Here is an 18,832-nt window from a genome sequence, read left to right as displayed (position 1 = left end):
GTACGGGAAGCGGCCCCGGTGCGCGATCAATGAGAGGGTGGTCACGTGCAGCACGCGACGAATCCCCGTGAGCGGGTGAGAGACACCAAGACCGAGATCCATCGCGCGGCGGTCGAACTGTTCTCGAGCCAGGGGTACGAGAAGACGAGCCTGCGCGAGATCGCCGAGCAGGTCGGCATCACCAAGGCGTCGCTGTACTACCACTACTCGTCCAAACAGGACCTGCTCCGCGCGATCGTCGGCACCTTCCTGGATGACATCTCCCGGGTTCTGAGTCAGGTCGACGAGCTGCCGTGGTCACCGGAGACCGAGCGTGAACTGCTCGGTGCGTACGTCGACGTGGTCATCGAGCACCGATCGACCGGGCCAACGCTGCTGCGCGACATCGCCGCCGTACTGGCCGCGTTCGGGGACGACCTGGACAGGCTGATCGCGCAGAGCCGGCGCTTCCAGCTCTGGCTGGCCGGCCCGGACCCCTCACCCGCCGACCGCCTCCGCGCCGCCGCCGCGGTCGAAACCGTCGGCGCCGCCATCTCGGTCGAACTCGACCTCGGTGTCACCGATGCCGAGATCCGCGCCGTCCTCCTCGATGCCGCCACCGCCATCCTCGCCCGCCGCGGTACCGCCCCCGAGACGACCTGACTGCGCGGCCCGTCGTACCCAGACCGCTTGTCGGTGCCGGCCGCTACGGTCGCCTTCGTGACCACGTTCCACTTCTCGGCGGCACTGTGGCAGCACCCGGGCGAAGGTAGCTGGTACTTCATCTCGGTGCCCGCCGACATCAGCGACGACATCGCCCACCTCACCGCCGCCACCCGCAAGGGCTTCGGCTCGGTCCGCGTCACCGCCGCGGTCGGCTCCACCGTCTGGCAGACCTCCGTGTTTCCTGACAGCAAGACCGGCACCTACCTCCTGCCGGTCAAGAAGGCCGTCCGCACTATCGAGGACCTCACGCCAGGCGACGCCGTCGAGACTCGGTTGGAGTTGGCTGAGCTGTAGCGGCGCGGGTCTGTGGAGAGTTCACTTGGCGTTCAGGTCGGGCGAACGCTGCGGTGGTTAGCGTTTGGGGATCCATTGAGTGGAGGGGCGTTATGCGTAGGTCGCGTGGGCTGGTGGGCGCACTCGTAGTGGTTCTTGGAGTTGGTACGGCGGTAGTCGCGCCGGGGCATGCGGTTGGGGTCGCGGAGTCCGGGGGTGGTGGTCGGCACGACTCGGTGCGGGTGGCGACGTACAACGCGAGCTTGAACCGGGGTGCGGCCGGGCAGTTGGTCGCGGATTTGAGTACTGGCGGCAATGCGCAGGCCAAGGCTGTGGCTGAGGTCATTCAGCGGACGCGGCCGGATGTGCTGTTGATCAACGAGTTCGACTTCGTGCCGAACCAGCAGGCGGCGAAGCTGTTCCAGGCCAACTATCTGGCGGTCGGGCAAGGTGGTGCGACGCCGATCAACTATCCGTACGTGTACGTCGCGCCGTCGAACACCGGGATCCCGAGTGGATTCGACCTGAACAACGACGGCCAGGTCGCGGGCGGCGACGACGCGTTCGGGTTCGGGGTGTTCGAGGGGCAGTTCGGCATGGTCGTGTACTCGCGCTACCCGATCGACACCCGTCACGTGCGGACGTTCCAGCTCTTCAAGTGGAAGGACATGCCGGGCGCGCTGCTGCCCGACGACCCGGCGACGCCGGCGCCCGCCGACTGGTACTCGCCGGCCGAGCTCGGCGTCTTCCGGCTGTCCAGCAAGTCGCACTGGGATCTGCCGATCCAGATCGGCAAGCGCACCGTGCACTTCCTGGTCTCGCACCCGACACCGCCGACGTTCGACGGTGCCGAGGACCGCAACGGGCGACGGAACCACGACGAGATCCGGTTCTGGGCCGACTACGTGCAGCCGGGCAAGCGGTCGTCGTACATCTATGACGACAACGGCCGGTACGGCGGTCTGCGGCCGGGCAGCGCGTTCGTCATCGCGGGCGACCAGAACAGCGACCCGGTCGACGGGGACTCGGTGCCGGGCTCGATCCAGCAGTTGATCGAGCACCCGCGGATCATCGACCCGTTGCCGACATCGGCCGGTGCGGCGGAGGCCGCCGTACTGCAGGGTGGGGCTAATGCGTCGCATGAGGGCGATCCGAAGTACGACACGGCCGACTTCGCGGACAACCCGGCGCCTGGGAACCTGCGGGCCGATTACGTGCTGCCGTCACGTCAGCTGAGGCCCGTGGGTGCGGGAGTGTTCTGGCCGGTTCAGGCGGATCCGCTGTCGCGGCTGACCGGGGTCTTCCCGTTCCCGACCAGCGACCATCGGCTGGTGTGGGTCGACCTCCGCAAGCACTGAGCGGACGGGCCTAGCCGGCTTGACGACGGCTAGGCCCAGTCAGCCCTCGAGGTGATCTTTCAGGGCGTCGAGGCGGGTGTCCCAGTCGCGGGCCATCGCGGCCAGGAACTGCTGCGCCACCTGCATCGGCGCTGAGTGCAGACGGAACCGCACGCGGCGGCGCTCGCCGTGTTCCGCTGTGACGAGCCCGGCGTCGGAGAGCAGTGTCAGGTGCTTGGCGATCGCCTGCCGGGTGATCGGCAGGCGATCCGCCAGGTCCGTGGCGGTCGCGGGACCGCCCGAGGCCAGCGTGGCCAGGATGCTGCGGCGACTCGGATCGGCCAGCGCGACGAACACCTGCTCCGCCACCGCCTCCATCTCGGCGCGGGTCGCCGTACCCGCGCTGCTGTCGGCTGCTCGGGGCGGCTCGGGGCGCTGAGCGTCAGGCTGCATCGAGGTATTCGACCAGTTCGTCGATCTCGGACGTCCAGCCGTCCGTGTTGGCCTCGAACGCCTTGCGGTACTCGTCCTCCGGCAACTGGGCGAAGCCGGTCTCGATGACGGTCAATCGCGTGCCGGCGTCGACGGGCTCGAGGGTGAACTCGACATAGGTACGGCGTGGGTCGTCGGCCGGCAGACCGTAGATGTGCCAGGTGAAACCGAACGTGGTCGGCTCCTCGACCCGTTCGATCCGCATCTCGGCCTGGTCGCCGCTGGTCCACGTCATCTGCGCGGATCCGCCCGGCCGCAGGTCGATCGTCGCCTGGTGCCCGAACCACGTCCCCAACCCTTCGGCGGTGGTCAACGCAGCCCACACCTTCGCCGGCGGATGCCCGATCTCCACGGTCCGCTCGATCCGATCCGGAAACCCCATCACAACCTCCACAAGTAGCAACCGTTCAGTTGCCACAAACCTATTGCAACTCCCCGGTTGCGTCAAGCTCAGTCGCCCAGGCACGAAGTCACCCGGGCGTTCACGTGGGTCACCCAGGTTCACGCAAGCCCAGGTCCGCGCGAGCCCCAGGTCCGCGGGCGCGTGGGCTCTGTGTGGCTGGGGCTCGTGGCGTGCCTGCTTCGGTTAGCGCTCTTTGGTGTCCTTGCGGTCGGTGCCTGGTCCCGACGAGCGGTGGGCCTCGTTGCCGACCGGACGCTCGCCGGCGGGGCGTGACTCCCCGTCAGTCTGGATCGTGGGTTGAGCCTGGCCGCTGAAGGCGACGTGGTGCAGCTTGCTCGCCTCGCCCTTCATGTCGGCCTGGTTCTGGGGCGACATGTCCGGTCCGCCGTGTTGTGGGTTGGGTGTCCACTGCTGGTTGGCTGCAGCCGCGACCTGCTGCTCTGGACCAGTCTGTTGCGCGGCGGTCGCCTGCTGTCGTGGGGACAGCTGCGCAGCAGGCACCCGCCCCTGTGCTGCTGGCTGTTGCCCAGCCTCTTGCTCGGGAGCGGGTTGTTGGGCGGCGGGTTGGCGGGTGCCTTGGCCGGTGCCTGAGGCAACCCAGTCGGACCTCACGTCGGCTTGGGGCTCAGCCAGGGCGGGGTCTTGGGCTTGCCGCTGTGCGGGCTGGGTTTGCGCCGGCGCCTGCGGCTCCGACGGAACCACTGCGTGCTGCCCGACATGGTCGGGGTTCTGTGCCTCTGGCCGCGAGACCTCCGGCTGCTGCCCAGCTACAGCCTGCGGTTGCTGTCCGGGGACGGCCTGCGGTTGCTGTCCGGGGACGGCTTGGGGTTGTTGGCCGGGTTGGGTGAGTTGGGGCTGGGTGGTTTGTTGTTGGGCTTGTTGGAGGTCGGCCAGTTGTTGCTGGATCTCCTGGAGGCGCTGGTTTTGGAGCATGGTGGCCTGCAGTTGGAGCTGTGCGGTCCGGAGGATCTGCTCGCTGAGGGCATCCAGTTGGGCCGGGTCCTGCTGGGATTGCTGCGCTCCAAGGGCCCCGGCCACAGCTCCAGGAGCCGCGCCGGGCGCCGCCCCGGGTGCGGGCCCGCCCGTTCGGCCCTCGGGGCGGAAGACGGTCGACAGGTGTCTTCGTGACATCGCCTGCAGGTCCGAGCGGCTGATCTGGCTCTGGCCGATCTGCCGGCGGATCCCTGCATCCATCTTCTTCACGTCCCGCGCCGCCTGCGCGTAGGCGGCCTTGAGCGTCTTCGTGCCCCGTCTGGTCGCGCGCCAGCGGGAGAACCGGTTGGTCCGCCCGTTCGCCGGGACACGACTTGCCGCGGCCTGGTCGAGCCGCTGGGAGAGGTCGCGGTGCTCCTGCTCGCCGTAGCGGCCGGCGATGTGAGCGGTGGCCAGTTGCTGCAGGTCGGCTTTGGTCAGGTTGGCGCGGCCGATCCGCTCGCGGACGACGGGGTCGATCCGCTGCACCTCGCTCGCGGCCCGGGCGTAGGCGGCCTTGAGCGTCTTGGTGCCGCGCCGGGTCTCCCGCCAGCGCGAGACGCCGTTGGACATGCGGCGGATCCGGCCGGGCTCCTGGGAGGGCTCGCTCATTCAGGGGTCTCCTAGTCGATGTAGACCGCGTAGTTGACCCCGACAGACGTCGTCAGCGGGTCCTTGCTGGGCTTGTTGCTGTACAGGTGGAACTGCGCGCCCGGCCGCAGCCAGACAGCCAGATGCCGGCGGCCGGCCCCAGCGCCGGGATCCCACTCGTCGGCGAAGGTCGGGCTGCTGTCGTCACCCACGTAGTCCGGCTGGCCCCAATGCCGGGTCGCCAGTGCGAGGTGCTCCGGCCAGTGCGCGTCCAGCCCGGCCTCGGCGGCGGCGATGTCGTCCGGCCCGATCTCGTACGCCGACCAGCCGCTGTCCGGGCAGTCGGAGAAGACCAGGCCGTCGAAGACGATCATCGTCGTACCGCGGGGAGTGGTGAATCCCCAGGACACCATCTCGGCCGCGATCACCTCACCCGGTTCCAGTGGCCAGGGGCGCCACGGGATCTGCGACATCACCCGGTTGACGAGCGCACGGACGACCTGTGGGCCGGAGTCGTCGTTGTCCGGGCCGGCGATTGCGGTCCAGTCCCGAACCTCGGCGAGGTCCGCCATCGCCAGGTCGTCCTGGTCGAGCGGCCTGGCTTGTGTCTTCATCCGGTGCCGTCGTCCTTCCTTCTGCGCTCGTGCGTTGACCCAGGCAACTACATGCCGCCGACATGGCAACTCCATGACAACCACGCGGCAACTACTCCCCAACAACAGGCAACTACCCTGCGTCGGCGATGGTCATCACTGACCGCAACGGTATGGCGCGCTGTGGGTCAGATGCCAGCGGGTTCGACGCGTCTGTGGACAACCTGGATCCATCTCTTACATAGCGGTTCATCTCACCTGTGGACGGCGCGCGTCAGCGGTAGCAGACCAGGCCGTACGCTGGTCCGGTGAACAAGGAACACCACTACGGCTTCGAGACACTCGCCATCCACGCCGGAAACGAGCCCGACCCCACCACCGGTTCGGTGGTGCCGCCGATCTACGCGACCAGCACCTACAAGCAGGACGGCGTCGGCGGGCTGCGCAACGGTTACGAGTACTCCCGGTCGGCGAACCCGACCCGGACCGCGCTGGAGGAGTGTCTGGCCGCGATCGAAGCGGGGAACCGCGGCTTCGCGTTCGCCAGTGGTCTCGCCGCCGAGGACACCCTGATCCGCTCGCTGTGCGTGCCGGGTGACCACGTGGTGTTCCCCGACGACGCGTACGGCGGCACGTTCCGGCTGTTCGCCAAGGTGCTCGGCGCCTGGGGTGTCGAGATGACGCCCGCCGCGGTCACGCACCCGGAGGCGATCCGCACCGCGATCCGCCCGGGTAAGACCAAGGTGGTCTGGCTGGAGACCCCGACCAACCCGCTGCTCAACGTCGCCGACATCGCCATCGTCGCCCAGATCGCGCACGACGCCGGTGCTCTGCTGGTCGTCGACAACACGTTCGCGTCGCCGTACCTGCAGCAGCCGCTGGAGCTCGGTGCGGACGTGGTCGTTCACTCGACCACGAAGTACATGGGCGGCCACTCCGACGTCGTCGGCGGTGCGCTGATCGTCCGCGACGCCGAGCTGATCGACAAGATCGCCTTCCACCAGAACGCGATCGGCGCAGTGGCCGGCCCGTTCGACTCCTGGCTGGTGCTGCGCGGTATCAAGACCCTGGGCGTCCGGATGGACCGGCACAGCGACAACGCCGAGCGGGTCGTCGACTTCCTGCAGCGGCACAAGTCCGTCACCAAGGTGCTCTACCCGGGCATCGACGGCCACCCCGGTCACGAGACCGCCGCCAAGCAGATGAAGCGGTACGGCGGCATCGTGTCGTTCCGGGTCTCCGGCGGCGAGCAGCAGGCGATCGACATCTGCAACAAGGCGGAGGTCTTCACCCTGGGCGAGTCGCTCGGCGGTGTCGAGTCGCTGATCGAGCACCCGGGCAAGATGACGCACGCCTCGGTCGCCGGTACGCCGCTCGAGGTGCCGTCCGACCTGATCCGGCTGAGCGTCGGCATCGAGACGATCGACGACCTGCTGCTGGACCTCGACCGCGCGATGGCGTAACCCGTGGGCCTCGTGGTTGCGGTCGACTTCGGGTCGACGTTCACGAAGGCGATCGCGGTGGATTCAGGCTCGGGCGACCTGATCGCCCGAGCCGAGCACCGCACCACGATCGGGACCGATGTGATGGACGGCTGGCATGCCTGCCGGGCCGTGCTCGAGGAAGCCGATCGCGGCGTCGCCAAGGCTGACGTGGTGGCCTGTTCGAGTGCGGGCGGCGGCCTCCGAATCGGTGTCGTAGGCAACGAAGAGCTGGTCACCGCCGAGGCCGGCCGTCGGGTCGCGTTGTCCAGCGGCGGCCGTGTGGTTGCCGTGGTCAACGGTGGGCTGACGGCAACGTCCCTGAAGGACCTGCGCAAGGACCGTCCGGACGTCGTACTGCTGCTGGGCGGCACGGACGGCGGGAACTCTGCCGTCTTGCTGACCGCCGCACAGACGCTGGCGAAGTACAGGTGGCGACGTCCGGTCGTTGTCGCAGGCAACGTCGAGGCCCAGGCGGAGATCGGCGAAACCCTCGCGGCCGCCGAGGTTCCCCATGTGCTCGCGGACAACGTCGTACCCGAGATCGGGGTGTTCGCGCCGGACAGCGCACGGGCCGCGATCCGGGAGATGTTCCTCGCCCACGTGATCGGTGGGAAGAACCTGTCCAAGGACCCGTCCTTCGCGCGGATGGTCCGGGCCGCCACGCCGGATGTCGTACTGCGGGGAGTCGAAGTGCTGGCCCGATTGCACGGTGACGTGGCGGTCGTGGACATCGGCGGGGCGACCACCGACGTGCACTCGGTGATCGAGCTCGATCCGGAGGACGCCAACCTCGGGCGTGAAGTGGTCGCGACCCATCCGGTGACGCGGACCGTCGAAGGTGACCTCGGCATGCGATGGAGCGCGGTTCCGGTGATCGCGGCTGGTGTCGAGGCCGGCTTGATCCCTGACGACGAAGTGGTTCGCCAGGCTGCGGTCCGCCGGCACGACGATCCGTCATACCTGCCGGACAGTGCGATCGAGACGTCGTACGACGAGATGCTGGCGAAGGTTGCCGCGACGGTCGCACTCAGACGGCATGCGGGCCGGCAGCGGATCGTGTTCGGGCCGGGCGGCCGGGTGATCGAGCGGTCCGGCAAGGATCTGCGCGAGGTGGATCTGCTGGTCGGGTCCGGGGGAGTACTGCGGCACAACGGGCCGGACGTGGCGGCACGGATCCTCGGGTCCGTGGCGGCGAACGCGCAGGAGGAGGGCTGGCTGGTCCCGGAGCGCGCGGCGATCGGTGTCGACAAGGACTACGTGCTCGCCGGCGTCGGCCTCCTCGCCGACCTCGACCCCCAAGCAGCCCAAGGCCTGGCCGCCCGCATTCATGGAACGGTCCGCACCGGGCACTAGTCTCAGCAGCAAGGCAAGGCTGCTCTCAGCAGCACGGCGAGCTGCGGAGGTGTGATGAGCAAGGGGCGGGACGACGACGTGCCGGACGTCGGGAACGACGACCCGAGCCCGGTGGCGGACAACCAGGTGCTGGAGGAAACCAGCGGCGCCGTCGACCCCGAGCACTCGGTCGACGACCGGTCCAGTGAAGATACGGCGGTCGAGCAGGACCTGGTGGCCGCGTCGAGCCGGGGGCGGGTGAACACCGGGGTGACGCCGGGGATGGAGATCGCCAGTGCCTGGGCCTGGCGGTTCCTGGTGCTCGTGGCCGCGGTGCTCGTGATCGGGTACGGGATGCGCTACCTGTCCGAGGTGGTCGTTCCGGTGACGGTCGGCGTACTGCTCACCGCTCTGCTGGTGCCGGTGACCGACGGACTGCAGCGGCTACGGATCCCGCGCGGACCCGCGGCCGGAATCACCGTGTTCACCACCGTCGTGCTGGTGGCCGGTTTGCTCACGCTGGTCGGGACCCAGATCGCCAGCCAGTTCGAGAGCCTGTCCGCACAGGTCGGCGAAGGTGTGCAGGAACTGCGTGACCTGGCCCGGATCAACTTCGGCCTGGACGACCAGGACATCACCAGCGCCTTCAACTCGCTGCGAGAGGCGGTCACGTCCGGCGGTGCGCTCGGTCAGCGCGCGGCCGAGGTCGGGACCACTGCGACCCACGTCGTCGCCGGGTTGTTCATCGCGCTGTTCTGCCTGTTCTTCTTCCTCTACCAGGGCGAGCAGATCTGGGCCTGGCTGGTCCGGCTGTTCCCGCGGCAGGCGCGGGAGAAGGCGGACTCGTCCGGCCGGAAGGCGTGGGTCTCGCTGACCGCGTTCGTGCGGGCCACCATCATCGTCGCCGCGGTGGACGCGATCGGTATCTCGCTGGGGGCCGCGATCCTCGGCCTGCCGCTGGTCAGCGCGATCGGGATCCTGGTCTTCGTCGGCGCGTTCATCCCCGTGGTCGGTGCGCTGATCAGCGGCGTCGTCGCCGTACTGGTCGCACTGGTCGCCAAGGGCCTGATCATCGCGATCATCATGCTGGGGGTCGTGATCGGCGTACAGCAACTCGAGGCGCACGTCCTGCAGCCGTTCCTGCTCGGCCGCGCGGTCGCTGTCCACCCGCTGGCGATCATCTTGGCGATCGCCACCGGTGTCATCGTCGCCGGGATCGTCGGCGCGCTGATCGCCGTACCTACGGCCGCGGTCGTCAACACCATCGTCAACCACCTGGCCGGCAACGACGTCGACCCCGAACCACCCAGCCGCCAGCTACCCCGGCGAAGACACCGCGCACCCGAAGTCGCCGACGGCTAGAGCACGAGAAGGCGCCGCCGAGAAGCTCTCGGCGACGCCTTCCAGCGTTCGTCAAAGTCAGCCGATGGTCGGGCCACCCTTGGTGGGTGGGTTCTTGTTGAGGTTGACGGTGCTCTGCGCACCTTGCTCGTTGCTCTGATCCTGGCCGGTGGTGGCCGCGGCCGGCGCCGACGTGTGAGTGGGCGGGTGGACGCCGCTGAAAGCGCGGAACGCCGCGTTCTGTGCCTCCGCCTGGGGGTTCTCCTGCGTGGCGCCGATCTTGGCCTCGGTCGACCGGAGCAGGTCGTCCACCGCCGTGATGCGAGCCTCGTAGGTCGGAGCGGACATGATCTTGCTGAACTGCTGGCTCAGCTCGAGGCGATCCTGCAGGCTCCCCGCGTCCCGCGGCAGCGTCGGGTCCATCCGGAACGCGGCGAAGGACGCGCGGGCGGCCTCGGCGCGGGTCTGGGCATGGGCCTTCTTGTCCTGGAACCAGCGGGACACGTTGCCGGCCAGCTGCTGCCCGGCCGCCACGGCCTGCCGACCGCCCTCGGCAACCGCTCGGCCAGTGGCCTGCGCGCCCTGCACGATGCCTTGGCGGGTGGCCTGCGCGCCCTGCACAACGCTCTGGCGGGTGGCCTCGGCGGCTTGCGCCACCGCGCGGCCGGCGGCGTTGACGCCCTCGCCCACTCGCTGCGCGGCGAGGTCTGCGGCGACCGCACCACGCTGGGCCAGGTCCGCCACGTCCTCCCGGACGTCCCGATAGCCCTGCGCGACGCCTTGGGCGACCAGATTCGCAGTACCTACCGCGGCCTGCCGGTACTGGTTGGCCTGAGTGGCCAGCGTCTGGGCGGCCTTGCTCAGCCGTGTCCTCGTCTGGTCATAGACCTGGTGAACCCGGGCCACCGCGTTGCCGATCGCGGTATGAATCCGGGCCCGCAGCGGCTGCTTGTTCAGCATCCGCTCCAGCTTCTGCGACTGCTCCTGGGTCATGTCAAGCACCAGCTGAAGGTTCCGCTGCTGCTGGGCGTTCAGGTTCGCGAGGTAGTCGGTGGCGGCGACCCAGTTACCCGGTTCCCACTGCCCCGGCCCCTGGTGAGGTGTGGACATTCGATCTCCTAGTCGATGTAGACCGCGTAGGTGACACCCACCGCGCTGGTCAGCGGATCCCGGGTCGGCTTGTTGCTGAACAGGTGGAACTGCGCGCCCGGGCGGACCCAGACCGCGAGGTGACGCCGGTCGGCCCCCGCACCCGGCGCCCACTCGTCAAGGAAGGTGGGGCTGCTGTCGTCACCGACGTAGGCGGGCTCGCCCAGGTGCTTCCGGGCGAGCTGGAGGTGCTCCGGCCAGTGGGCGTCGAGCCCGGCCTCGGCCTCGGCGATGTCGTCCGGCCCGATCTCGTACGCCGACCACCCGCTGTTGGGGCAGTCCGCGAAGGCCAGCCCGTCGAACATGATGATCGAGCTTCCGCGCTTGGTGGTGAATCCCCAGGAGGCCATCACCGGGTTGATCTGTTCACCCGGCTTGAGCGGCCACGGCTCCCAGCCGGTCGCCGTCGTGACCCGCTGGACCAATGCACGGACCACGGCGGGTCCGGAGTCGTCGCTGTTCGGGCCTGCCAGCGTGGTCCAGTCCGCGATCTCGGCGAGGTCGGCGATCGCCAGGTCGTCCTCGTCGAGCGGCCTGTCCTGCGTCTTCATCCGGGCTTGTTCCTTCCGTCCGTGACTCAAGCCATCGTCGGCCACCGTAGGGCGCGATCAGGGTCATGCGAACGCGCCGGTCGCCGACTTGGCAGATCTCTAACGCCGGGCACTCCGGCAGCCGGATTGGTTTAGATCACAGCGGACATCAGCCGCCTGGGCTAACGGCCGTCTCTGCCGGCGCCGCGGTCGATCTGGCCGGTGGTCTGCGGGCGCTGGCCGGCGTCGGTGCCGCGCGCCTGCCCGGGCTTCAGCGGCGGCGCCGTCGCAGCGTTGAGGCTGGTCTGCAGATCGCTGGAAAGACCCGGTGCGGACGCTTGCCGCGCGGCCGCGTCGGCTCCCTGGGCGATCGTGGTGAGCGACTCGGGTGAGACGCTGCTGCTCGCCCCGGTGCCGGGCGGCAGGTCGCTGTTGGCCAACGCATCCCTGGCACCTTCCCTGAACTGCCGCTTGGCCGCGAGCGCGAGGTGCCGTCGCTCCTGGCCCGCGCCGGGGGCCCACGCGTCGACGAACCCGGGATGGTCGTCGGTTCCGACGTACGACGGTTGGCCCCAGTGCTTGCGGGCCAGCTCGAACTTGGCCGGCCAGTGCTCGTCCAGTCCCGCCTCGGCGGCGGGGATGTCATCGGGCTCGATCGCGAACGCGACCCACCCGCTGAACGGGCTGTGCGGCAGGATCTGGTCCTCGTACACGGCCTGGTCAGCTCAGGCGTCCGCCTCACGCACCAGACGGCCGACGGAGAACGCGAAGGGCCCCACCGGTTTCCCGGTGAGACCCTCCGTTCATATGGCCGCCGTCAGTGCATCGCGGCGGCTGCGGAACTCTCGACCGAGTCCTCCGGCTTCGTGTCGTCGGACCGGCCGGCCAGGCGCTGCTCCGGCGTGATGACCGCGAGGATGAAGGCGATCGCCAGGAACGGCAGCGAGACCAGGAAGACGTCGTCCATCGCGTCGACCAGACCGTGCAGGGCCCAGCCCTTCATCGGCTCCTTCAAGCCGTGCAGGGCCTCGACGCTGTTCGCCGCCTTGGCGAGCCCGTCGACCATGCTCTGCGTCGCGTTCGGGACGATGTCGGTCAGGTGCTCCTTCAGCCGGGTCGTCAGTACGGCGCCGTAGACCGCCGTACCGATCGCGCCGCCCATCGAGCGGAAGAAGGTCATCGTCGAGGTCGCGGTGCCCATGTGCTGCCGGGGCACGCTGTTCTGCGCGGCGGTGACGGTGATCTGCATCGACAGGCCCAGGCCGGCACCCATCAAGAACATGTAGATCGCCAGCTGCCAGTACGGCGTGGTCATGCTGAGCGTGGACAGCAGCACCATCGCGCCGCCGACCAGCACCGCGGAGATGATCGGGAACGCCTTGTACCGGCCGTTCTTGCTCATCAGCTGGCCACTCGGGATCGAGGCGGAGAAGATACCGACGATCATCGGCAGCAGCGCCAGGCCGGACTGGGTCGGCGACATGTCCTTCACCGCCTGCAGGTACAGCGGCAGGAAGATCAGCGCACCGAACATCGCGAACCCGAGCAGGAAGGCGTACCCGGCGTACCCGGAGAAGATCCGGCCCTTGAACAGGTCCATCGGGATGATCGGCTCGGACACCTTCAGCTCGATGAAGACGAAGCTGACGGCCAGCACGACGGCCGCGGCCAGCAGGGCGATCGTGGTCCCGTCGCCCCAGCCGTGGCCCGGGCCGCTCCACGAGATCGCCAGCAGCAGCGAGGTGACCGCGCCGGTGATCACGGCGGCGCCGAGGTAGTCGATCTTGTGCGACCGCTTCACATGCGGCAGCTTCAGTACGGCGGCGACGATGCCCAGGGCAACCAGACCGATCGGCAGGTTGATCCAGAAGATCCAGCGCCAGCCCGGACCGTCGGTGAGCAGACCGCCGAGCAGCGGACCGGCCACCGAGGACAGACCGAAGACGGCGCCGAAGTACCCCATGTACTTACCGCGCTCGCGCGGCGGAATCACGTCGCCGATGGTGGCGAAGGCCAGCGACATCAGACCGCCGGCGCCGAGACCCTGGACGGCCCGGAAGCCGATCAGCATCTCGATGTTCTGTGACAGCGCGGACAGCACCGAGCCGGCCAGGAAGGTGACGATCGCCGCGATGAACAGCGGGCGGCGGCCGTAGAGGTCGGAGATCTTGCCCCACAGCGGGGTGGAGGCGGTCGAGGTCAGCAGGTACGCCGTGACCACCCAGGACAGCTTGTCCAGGCTGTTGAACTCGCTGACGATCTGCGGCAGTGCGGTCCCGACGATGCTCTGGTCGAGTGCGGCCAGGAACATGCCGGCCATCAGGCCGCCGAGGACGACGAGGATCTGCTTGTGGGACAGGTACTGCGGGGTATCGGACCCGGTTTCAGGCGCAGCGCCGCCGGTGGTGGCGGGCTCGGTGGTGCTCATCTGGTGCTCTCCAGGTTCTTGTCGGTGTTCTCGCGGGCAGCAGGATCCCCACCGGGCGCGAAGTCTTCGGTACTGCGCTCAACCGCAACCGGCCGGATGCGCGGGGCGACGGCGGCCCAGCCCTTGTCGGCCCAGGTGCGGTTGTCGGCGCCGTCGGTCTGGCTCGCGACGCCGTCGGCGAACCGGGACATCAGCCGCTCGAAGGTCAGGACGTCGTCCTCGGACCAGCCCTCCATGGCGGCGCTGAGTAGTTCCATCCGGCGGCGGGCGCCGGCCTCCCACTGCTCGAGGCCCTGCTCGGTCAGCTCGACCCGGAAGGCGCGGCCGTCGTCGGGGTCGGGGGAGCGGCGGACCAGGCCGAGCTGCTCCAGCGCCCGGACGTGCCGGCTCGCGGTGGAGGCGTCGAGCTCGAGCCGGCTGGCCAGATCGGACAGCCGCAGGGCGCCGCTGCAGCGCAACACGAACAGGACCACGTGGGCGCTGTGGTCGAGGGTGTCGCCGGGCTGCTTGCCCTTCAGACGCCGGCCGATCCGGGTGAACGCGTGCAGCACACCCTCGATCGGGGTCTGCGGAGAGTACGCGTCGTTTACTTGCATGCTGCAAGCATATACATGCTTGCGTGATACACGCAAATGAGTTTCCAAGACTCCTGACTGAGTCGCCACTCATTTGCTCTTCGTGTCCGGGTGGTCACATCGAGTGGAAGAGGTGGACCTGGCGCCTGGCGCTGTTCCGCTGACCTACGTGATGCTGTTCGTCAGCGAACGCCTCCGCGGTGGCGTGCCGGCGGCCATCCTCGTGCACGCCGCGTGGAACCTCTGCGAGGAGTTGATTCCTCCCCTCGGCAACGGAGTCTGGGTGGAGCTGCTCGTCCTGACCGCGGTGGCGGGAGCCGTCGGCTGGTACTGGCGACGCACCCCGACAGGCACCATGACGGCGTCCGACTGAGCGTCCTGCAATCCTGGACGTCGATTCGGCGAGCGGCAGGAGGGCGTGCGGATGGCGCAGGTAGCGGTGGTGACCGGTGGTGGGTCGGGACTCGGCCGGGAGATGGCACTGGCGTTGGCGGCAGCCGGGTTCGAGGTGATCGTCACCGGGCGGACCGAGTCGACGCTGCGCGAGACCGCTGCCTTGGGCGGTGCCTCTGTCGACTCCGTCGTACTGGATGTTGCGGACGGTTCCGCCGTACGGGCGTTCTTCGGTGGGCTGGAGCGGATCGACGTACTGGTGAACAACGCGGGCACGGGTGCGCCGGCGTCGCCGGTCCAGGACGTGTCGGAGGAGGACTGGCGGCGGGTCGTGGACACCAACCTGACCGGGTCGTTCCTGTGTGCGCAGGCCGCCTTCGCGCTGATGTTGCGGCAGGACCCGAAGGGTGGGCGGATCATCAACAACGGGTCCATCTCGGCCCACGTACCGCGGCCGCACGGGATCGCCTACACCGCGAGCAAGCACGCGATCAGCGGTCTGACCAAGGGCCTCGAACTGGAGGGCCGGGGGCACGGGATCACCGCCTGCCAGATCGACATCGGGAACGCCGCCACCCCGATGACCGAGCGGATGGGCCAGGGCGTGCTGCAGCCGGACGGGTCGGTCGCGGTCGAGCCGACGTTCGATCCGAAGGTCGTCGCGGACTTCGTGGTCCGGATCGCCCAGCTCCCGACGTCGGTCGCCGTACCGACGCTGACCATCATGGCCGCCGGCATGCCGTACGTCGGCCGCGGCTGAGGTTGCACCCAAAACGACAAGAAAGTGTCGGCTGGGCGGTCTAGGGTCGGGCTCGTGAGTGAGCAGCGGGAGTCTCTGGTCCATGTCCGCGGGTTGCGGAAGGCGTACGGCGACTTCGAGGCGGTCAAGGGGATCGACCTGGACGTGTGGAAGGGCGAGGCGTTCGGGTTCCTCGGGCCGAACGGGGCGGGCAAGTCCTCGACGATGCGGATGATCGGCGCGGTCTCGCCGGCCAGCGGCGGCACGTTGCGCATCCTCGGCATGGACCCGGCGACCGAGGGGCCGTCGATCCGGGCCCGGCTGGGCGTGTGCCCTCAGGACGACACCCTCGACACCGAGCTGACCGTCCGGGAGAACCTGACCATCTACGGGCGGTACTTCGGGCTGAGCCGGGCCGAGTGCCGGTTGCGGGCTGATGAGCTGCTCGAGTTCGTCGCGCTGACCGAGAAGGCCAAGGTCAAGGTCGACGAGCTGTCCGGCGGGATGAAGCGGCGGCTGACGATCGCCCGGTCGCTGGTGAGCAAGCCTGACCTGCTGCTGCTCGACGAGCCGACCACCGGTCTGGACCCGCAGGCCCGGCATCTGTTGTGGGACAAGCTGTTCCGGCTGAAGCAGGCCGGCGTGACGCTGATCATCACCACGCACTACATGGACGAGGCCGAGCAGTTGTGCGACCGGCTGGTCGTGATGGACGGCGGATTGATCGCGGCCGAGGGCTCACCGGCCGAGCTGATCCGCGACTACTCGACCCGTGAGGTGACCGAGCTGCGGTTCGGCCCCGAGGTGATGCTGTCGGACCACGACGCGCTCGCGGAGAAGGTGGAGGATCTGGCTCAGCGCATCGAGGTGCTACCGGACCGCCTGCTGCTCTACACCGACGACGGTGAGCACGCGGTCACCGCCGTCCATGAGCGTGGTCTGGAGCCGGCAGCGGTGCTGGTACGGCGCTCGACGCTCGAGGACGTGTTCCTGCGCCTGACCGGCCGGACGTTGGTGGACTGATGGCACTCGCGTTGGAGAACGGTCGTCGCCAGTTCGACTACTGGCTGACGGTCTACAAGCGCACCTGGAAGGGCACGCTGATCAGCAGCTTCCTGCTGCCACTGCTCTACCTGGCCGCGATGGGGATCGGGCTCGGGTCGTTCGTGGACAGCAACGGGAGCGGCGCGTTGGGCGGGGTGAGCTACCTGCAGTACATCGCGCCGGGGCTGCTCGCCGCGACCGGACTGCAGATCGCCGTCGGTGAGGCGACGTACCCGGTGATGAGCGGGTTGAAGTGGCAGAAGTTCTACTACTCGATGATCGCCACGCCATTGCGGCCGGCGGATGTCGTCTACGGGCAGCTCGGGTTCATTGCGTTCCGGGTGACCAGCACGTGTGCTGTGTTCCTGGTGGTGATCACCGCGTTCGGTGGATTGAAGTCACCGCTCGGCGCCTTGGGCCTGCCGATCGCGCTGCTGGTCGGGATGGCCGTTGCCGGTCCGATCGCGGCGTACGCGACGAAACTGGAGAACGACGCGGGCTTCGCGATGATCTTCCGGTTCGGGGTGGTCCCCGCGTTCCTGTTCTCCGGTGCGTTCTTCCCGGTGTCCCAGCTCCCGAACTGGATCGAGTGGCTCGCCTACGTGAGCCCGTTGTGGCACGGCGTCGAGCTGTCCCGCGACCTCAGCCTGGGCACGGTCGATCCGTGGATGGCGCTGCTCAACGTCGGTTATCTGCTGGCGTGGTTCCTGATAGGCACCTGGCTCGCGGTCCGCGGCTTCACCAAGAAGTTGGTCGGCTGATGGCGACGCTTACCGCCCGGGTTGTTCCGGTGCCGCTCCGGTTCGGTGGCGGGCGGCATATCGTGGAGCGCAACTTCCTGCTGTATCGCCGGTCCTGGGTCGTCTTCCTGTCCGGCTTCTTCGAGCCGGTGTTCTACCTGCTGTCGATCGGTATCGGCGTCGCCCAGCTGGTCGGCGACTTCACCCTGTCCGACGGCACCACGATCGGGTACGCCGCCTTCGTCGCGCCGGCGATGCTGGCCAGTTCGGCGATGAACGGTGCGATCTTCGACTCGACGTACAACATCTTCTTCCGGATGAAGTACGCCAAGCTCTACGACTCGATGCTGGCGACACCGCTGCGGCCGTGGGACGTCGCGACCGGTGAGGTGACCTGGGCGCTGCTGCGCGGTGCCTGCTACTCGGCGATGTTCATCCTGGTGATGCTGGGGATGGGGCTGGTCGAGTCGTGGTGGGCGGTGGCCGCGCTGCCGGCCTCGGTGCTGATCGGGTTCGCGTTCGCCGGGGCCGGGATGGCGCTGACCACGTTCATGCGCAGCTGGCAGGACTTCGAGTTCGTCCAGCTGGCGATCATCCCGATGTTCCTGTTCTCGGCCACCTTCTACCCGGTCGAGACCTACCCGGCGGCGATCCGCTGGCTGGTCGAGATCACCCCGCTCTACCAGGGCGTCGTCCTCGAACGCGCCTTCACCACCGGCACCGTCAGCTGGTCCCTCCTGATCAACGCCGCCTACCTGGCCGCCATGGGCACCGTCGGCATGTACGTCGCCTCCCGCCGCCTCGGCAAGATCCTGCTCAAGTAGGAACTCCGGATCCGGATGCTTGCGGGGCTGACGGCCGGGCCAAAGTGATGACCTGACGTGCGCAGATAGTGACGCTGCGGAACCCGGGAGGTTTGCGGGCGCGTCCGACAGGCATGATTCGGCGGGTGAGGAATCCGATCGGGGTGTTGCGGCGGGAGCAGCAGGTGCGGGCGCGGTTGAAGGCGCCGCGGGAGCGGTTGCCGGGTGGGCGGCGGCGGTGGATCCGGTCGTCGATGGACTGGCTGGTGGCCGAGTTCGGGCGTGACGTCCTGCTCCGGCCGATCGTGGTGCCGGGGGAGTTGATCCCCATCGGGTACGACGGTGGGCTCGCGGCAGCCGAGGAGTTGTGCGCCCTGGTCTCGGAGCGGATGGACCTGCCGTCGGGGCACTGCGGGTTGAGCTTCGGGCTCGTGGCCGACGGGGTACGACGTCCGGCGTACCGGGGAGTGGTGAAGGAGTCGTCCGGTCGGTGGGTCCGCGGTGCCGACCGCAACGAGATCCAGCACGCGCCCGCGCTGGCCGCCGACCCGGTCGCACTGATCGCGATCTTCGCCCACGAGGCCGGTCATGAACTGTTGCTCGGCGGCGGCCGGATCTCGTTCGCGCACCGGCCCGACCACGAGTCGCTGACCGATCTGCTCACCGTGTTCTACGGACTCGGGATCTTCACCGCGAATGCGGCGTACGAGCGCCGGCCGCGGCCGAACGGGAAGGGCAAGCAGCCGCTCGCCCGCGGGTACCTCCGCGAGGCGGCCCTGTCCGACGCACTCGCGTACTACGCCCTGCTCCGCGGCGAGCGTCGGCCGGATTGGGACCGTCACCTCGATCCGCCGGTACGACGGGCGATGCGCAACCAGCTCGCGGTACTGGCCAAATGACCAGCACGT

Annotated in this window: 21 protein-coding genes; 12 read left to right on the top strand and 9 right to left on the bottom strand. The window is 68.7% G+C overall.

Going from position 1 to position 18,832, the window contains the following annotated elements; translation table 11 throughout:
* Positions 1-75: 75 nt before the first annotated feature.
* The 3 genes from EV652_RS07710 (at position 76) to EV652_RS07700 (ending at position 2,336) form a co-directional block, all read left to right on the top strand.
* The gene (locus EV652_RS07710) at positions 76-642 is read left to right on the top strand and encodes a TetR/AcrR family transcriptional regulator (RefSeq protein ID WP_132208287.1); all 567 of its coding nucleotides are present in this window, start codon (positions 76-78) and stop codon (positions 640-642) included.
* A 57-nt stretch (positions 643-699) separates the two neighbouring features.
* Positions 700-999: a DUF1905 domain-containing protein gene (locus EV652_RS07705; protein WP_132208286.1), complete on the top strand. Its 300-nt coding sequence runs from the start codon at positions 700-702 to the stop codon at positions 997-999.
* A gap of 92 nt (positions 1,000-1,091) precedes the next feature.
* Positions 1,092-2,336 (top strand): endonuclease/exonuclease/phosphatase family protein, encoded by a 1,245-nt coding sequence (locus EV652_RS07700; protein ID WP_132208285.1) that lies wholly within the window; start codon positions 1,092-1,094, stop codon positions 2,334-2,336.
* A gap of 39 nt (positions 2,337-2,375) precedes the next feature.
* Here the strand turns inward: EV652_RS07700 and EV652_RS07695 are convergent, their stop codons facing one another.
* The 4 genes from EV652_RS07695 to EV652_RS07680 all read right to left on the bottom strand — a co-directional run bounded on the left by EV652_RS07695 (position 2,376) and on the right by EV652_RS07680 (position 5,387).
* Entirely contained in the window at positions 2,376-2,768 is a 393-nt protein-coding gene (locus EV652_RS07695; RefSeq protein ID WP_242001624.1) for an ArsR/SmtB family transcription factor, read from the bottom strand.
* On the bottom strand, positions 2,758-3,189 hold the full coding sequence (locus EV652_RS07690; protein WP_132208284.1) for an SRPBCC domain-containing protein: 432 nt from the start codon (positions 3,187-3,189) through the stop codon (positions 2,758-2,760). The genes EV652_RS07695 and EV652_RS07690 overlap by 11 nt, the downstream gene beginning before the upstream one ends.
* A 204-nt stretch (positions 3,190-3,393) precedes the next feature.
* Positions 3,394-4,794 carry a hypothetical protein gene (locus EV652_RS07685; protein WP_132208283.1) on the bottom strand — a complete coding sequence of 467 codons (1,401 nt, stop codon included), beginning with the start codon at positions 4,792-4,794 and terminating at the stop codon, positions 3,394-3,396.
* A gap of 11 nt (positions 4,795-4,805) precedes the next feature.
* Complete coding sequence (locus tag EV652_RS07680; protein WP_132208282.1) at positions 4,806-5,387, bottom strand: hypothetical protein; 582 nt, start codon at positions 5,385-5,387, stop codon at positions 4,806-4,808.
* 287 nt (positions 5,388-5,674) lie between these two features.
* On the opposite strand from EV652_RS07680, the gene EV652_RS07675 reads away from it, so the two are divergent.
* Genes EV652_RS07675 through EV652_RS07665 form a run of 3 tightly spaced genes read left to right on the top strand, consistent with a single transcriptional unit; the run spans position 5,675 to position 9,544 of the window.
* Positions 5,675-6,829 carry a cystathionine gamma-synthase gene (locus EV652_RS07675; RefSeq protein WP_132208281.1) on the top strand — a complete coding sequence of 385 codons (1,155 nt, stop codon included), beginning with the start codon at positions 5,675-5,677 and terminating at the stop codon, positions 6,827-6,829.
* Between the two features lie 3 nt (positions 6,830-6,832).
* Positions 6,833-8,203 (top strand): glutamate mutase L, encoded by a 1,371-nt coding sequence (locus EV652_RS07670; protein WP_132208280.1) that lies wholly within the window; start codon positions 6,833-6,835, stop codon positions 8,201-8,203.
* A 54-nt stretch (positions 8,204-8,257) separates the two neighbouring features.
* Positions 8,258-9,544 carry an AI-2E family transporter gene (locus EV652_RS07665; RefSeq protein ID WP_132208279.1) on the top strand — a complete coding sequence of 429 codons (1,287 nt, stop codon included), beginning with the start codon at positions 8,258-8,260 and terminating at the stop codon, positions 9,542-9,544.
* Positions 9,545-9,601: 57 nt separating this feature from the next.
* Here EV652_RS07665 and EV652_RS07660 read toward each other — a convergent pair whose 3' ends face one another.
* The 5 genes from EV652_RS07660 to EV652_RS07640 form a co-directional block, all read right to left on the bottom strand.
* Entirely contained in the window at positions 9,602-10,633 is a 1,032-nt protein-coding gene (locus EV652_RS07660) for a hypothetical protein (protein WP_132208278.1), read from the bottom strand.
* Positions 10,634-10,641: 8 nt separating this feature from the next.
* Positions 10,642-11,223 (bottom strand): hypothetical protein, encoded by a 582-nt coding sequence (locus EV652_RS07655; protein ID WP_132208277.1) that lies wholly within the window; start codon positions 11,221-11,223, stop codon positions 10,642-10,644.
* Between the two features lie 161 nt (positions 11,224-11,384).
* Positions 11,385-11,915, bottom strand: a complete 531-nt coding sequence (locus EV652_RS07650; RefSeq protein WP_132208276.1) for a hypothetical protein — start codon at positions 11,913-11,915, stop codon at positions 11,385-11,387.
* A 104-nt stretch (positions 11,916-12,019) separates the two neighbouring features.
* On the bottom strand, positions 12,020-13,630 hold the full coding sequence (locus tag EV652_RS07645; protein WP_132208275.1) for an MDR family MFS transporter: 1,611 nt from the start codon (positions 13,628-13,630) through the stop codon (positions 12,020-12,022).
* Entirely contained in the window at positions 13,627-14,226 is a 600-nt protein-coding gene (locus tag EV652_RS07640) for a MarR family winged helix-turn-helix transcriptional regulator (protein ID WP_132208274.1), read from the bottom strand. The genes EV652_RS07645 and EV652_RS07640 overlap by 4 nt, the downstream gene beginning before the upstream one ends.
* A 112-nt stretch (positions 14,227-14,338) precedes the next feature.
* On the opposite strand from EV652_RS07640, the gene EV652_RS07635 reads away from it, so the two are divergent.
* The 6 genes from EV652_RS07635 to EV652_RS07610 all read left to right on the top strand — a co-directional run bounded on the left by EV652_RS07635 (position 14,339) and on the right by EV652_RS07610 (position 18,823).
* The gene (locus EV652_RS07635) at positions 14,339-14,578 is read left to right on the top strand and encodes a hypothetical protein (protein ID WP_132208273.1); all 240 of its coding nucleotides are present in this window, start codon (positions 14,339-14,341) and stop codon (positions 14,576-14,578) included.
* Positions 14,579-14,629: 51 nt separating this feature from the next.
* Positions 14,630-15,358, top strand: coding sequence for an SDR family oxidoreductase (locus EV652_RS07630; RefSeq protein WP_132208272.1), 729 nt, complete (start codon positions 14,630-14,632; stop codon positions 15,356-15,358).
* A gap of 54 nt (positions 15,359-15,412) precedes the next feature.
* Positions 15,413-16,360, top strand: a complete 948-nt coding sequence (locus EV652_RS07625; RefSeq protein WP_132208271.1) for an ABC transporter ATP-binding protein — start codon at positions 15,413-15,415, stop codon at positions 16,358-16,360.
* A complete protein-coding gene (locus EV652_RS07620) occupies positions 16,360-17,142 on the top strand; it encodes an ABC transporter permease (protein WP_132208270.1) in 783 nt (260 codons plus the stop codon). The genes EV652_RS07625 and EV652_RS07620 overlap by 1 nt, the downstream gene beginning before the upstream one ends.
* Positions 17,142-17,945: an ABC transporter permease gene (locus tag EV652_RS07615; protein WP_132208269.1), complete on the top strand. Its 804-nt coding sequence runs from the start codon at positions 17,142-17,144 to the stop codon at positions 17,943-17,945. The genes EV652_RS07620 and EV652_RS07615 overlap by 1 nt, the downstream gene beginning before the upstream one ends.
* 125 nt (positions 17,946-18,070) lie before the next feature.
* Positions 18,071-18,823 carry a hypothetical protein gene (locus EV652_RS07610; protein WP_132208268.1) on the top strand — a complete coding sequence of 251 codons (753 nt, stop codon included), beginning with the start codon at positions 18,071-18,073 and terminating at the stop codon, positions 18,821-18,823.
* Positions 18,824-18,832: the final 9 nt, after the last annotated feature.

This window comes from Kribbella steppae (assembly GCF_004342025.1).
Taxonomy (GTDB): Bacteria; Actinomycetota; Actinomycetes; order Propionibacteriales; family Kribbellaceae; genus Kribbella; species Kribbella steppae.
This window is presented reverse-complemented; position numbering and strand designations above follow the sequence as displayed.